Source organism: Snodgrassella sp. M0110 (genome assembly GCF_016101465.1).
Taxonomy (GTDB): domain Bacteria; phylum Pseudomonadota; class Gammaproteobacteria; order Burkholderiales; family Neisseriaceae; genus Snodgrassella; species Snodgrassella alvi.
In genome coordinates this window covers 1-1240 of record NZ_JACFQM010000024.1, presented here as the reverse complement: position 1 = coordinate 1240, position 1240 = coordinate 1, and the positions used below count along the sequence as shown (strand labels likewise).

Here is a 1240-nt window from a genome sequence, read left to right as displayed (position 1 = left end):
CATATTTTTTATTTTTGACCATCCATATGGCAATGAATTATTTAATGGTTTGGAGAAGGTAGCTGGTGTGAATATAATCAATAAACATAGTCCGATAAATAATTTACTATTAATCAATTTTATTATTTTCACTTTAAAAATTTTCATTTGTTTGATCCTGACATAAAATAGATATATATTTTATTAAAAAACTACTTAATAAAATCATAATAATATAAATTTCAAAAATAAAAGAATAATCCCAATTCTTTATTTTTTGGTAAATTAAATAATTTAGTTTGATTGCATCATTTTGTTTTAGGCAAAATTAAGCAACCGCTATCTACTCAATATTTACCTAGTTCTTTTTCAATACGAATCAGTTCTTGTTTAAGTCCGTTTATCTCACATGAATGTAGATCATTAAAAGATGAATTTTCGTATTCTTTATTATCATGAAGTCTAAGTATTTTTATACATGTTTGATCTAATTTTTTCTTAAATAATGAAAAAGTGTTTTTTGGGGCATTGGATTTTTTGACCAGTAATGCTGTGTTCTTTTTTGCTTCATTAAGGTAATATATATAAGAATAAAAATCATTACAATCAGATTCTTCTGAACAGGGTTGAACTAAGTCTTTATCAAAATATTTATCAAAATATTGATTGGGTAATAAAATCAACTTATCAGGAAAATTTATTTGTTCACTGCCTTTTTTAATCTTTATTGCCTCAAATTTGATTTTTTGGGGATCTATTTTATAATGTGCCCATAAATTCAACCAATAACCAGTCTCATGAATGCCATGATTTATAATAAAAATATTAAATTTTTTATCAATATAGTAACTTAGTTCATCAGTAAAATCAAAGTCACCAGTACTAAACCAACTAACCGTTAATTCATCAACAATTTGCCCGTCTTTTTCAAGAAATAAAGCCTCGTCAGGAGTATTATAAGCGGGGTTAAAATTAGGATCTGTTATCGGTTTTTCTTCTAAAAAAAGGGAAAATTTTTCTGACTGATAAAGGTATACCCTTTTATCTGACACAGAGTCTTCTTTCTCTATATTTTCAGTTATGTCAGAGTTAGAAGTAGATTTTAAAGATTCAAAAGGGCAGTTTTTTTCAAAATATTTTGTTTCTTGTTTAGTGTGTTCTACAAAAAAATTATATTCACATTTTTTATTTATAGTTTCAATATCAGACATATTTTTTATTTTTGACCATCCATATGGCAATGAATTATTTAATGGTTTGG

Annotated in this window: 1 protein-coding gene; it reads right to left on the bottom strand. The window is 25.4% G+C overall.

What is annotated here, in order from left to right; all coding sequences use genetic code 11:
• Positions 1-326: 326 nt before the first annotated feature.
• Positions 327-1240 (bottom strand): hypothetical protein (locus tag H3T84_RS11940; RefSeq protein WP_198219315.1); only part of this gene is annotated, 914 nt, incomplete at its 5' end.